The organism is Nocardioides sp. SR21 (genome assembly GCF_022761125.1).
Lineage (GTDB): Bacteria > Actinomycetota > Actinomycetes > Propionibacteriales > Nocardioidaceae > Nocardioides.
In genome coordinates this window covers 1-615 of the sequence record NZ_JAKWJR010000027.1, presented here as the reverse complement: position 1 = coordinate 615, position 615 = coordinate 1, and the positions used below count along the sequence as shown (strand labels likewise).

Sequence of the window (615 nt, the reverse complement as noted above, 5' to 3'; positions counted from 1 at the left end):
CGGGAGACGATGGCGCGTGTTCCGTCGCACGTGGATCGTGATGACCTGACGTCGGCGGGTTTCACGGCGCTGGTGATGGCTGCGACGGCGTTCGACGCTGAGCGGGGGGTGCCGTTCAACCGGTACGCCGCGACCCGGATCCGGGGGGCGATCGTGGACGAGCTGCGCAGCATCGACTGGGCCTCGCGCTCGGTGCGTCGTCGTTCTCGTGAGCTGGATGCCACTCGCGCGAACCTGGCCAACGTGTTGGGTCGTGCCGCGACGTCGGTCGAGGTCGCGCAGGCTGCGGGGATCACGGTCGGTGAGGTTGCGGCGAACGATGATGACGTGGCTCGTGCTCAGGTCCTGTCGTTGCACGCCTCGGAGGACGACGCGATCGGGGAGCGGCTGGTGAGCAGCTCTCCGAACCCGCTCGCGGTGATCGAGCACCGCGAGCAGCTGACCTATCTCGTGGAGGCGATCGCGGAGCTGCCGGAGCGGCTGCGGATCGTGGTCGAGCAGTACTTCTTGGCCGAGCGGCCGATGGCCGAGATCGCCGAGACGCTCGGGGTCACCGAGTCCCGGATCTCCCAGCTGCGTGCCGAGGCGCTGGTCCTCCTGCGCGACGCCCTCAAC

General features: G+C 69.1%; 1 protein-coding gene. It reads left to right on the top strand.

All coding sequences use genetic code 11. The annotated features are described in order from the left end of the window. Positions 1-9: 9 nt before the first annotated feature. Positions 10-615 (top strand): sigma-70 family RNA polymerase sigma factor (locus MJ604_RS23640; RefSeq protein ID WP_279236573.1); only part of this gene is annotated, 606 nt, incomplete at its 3' end.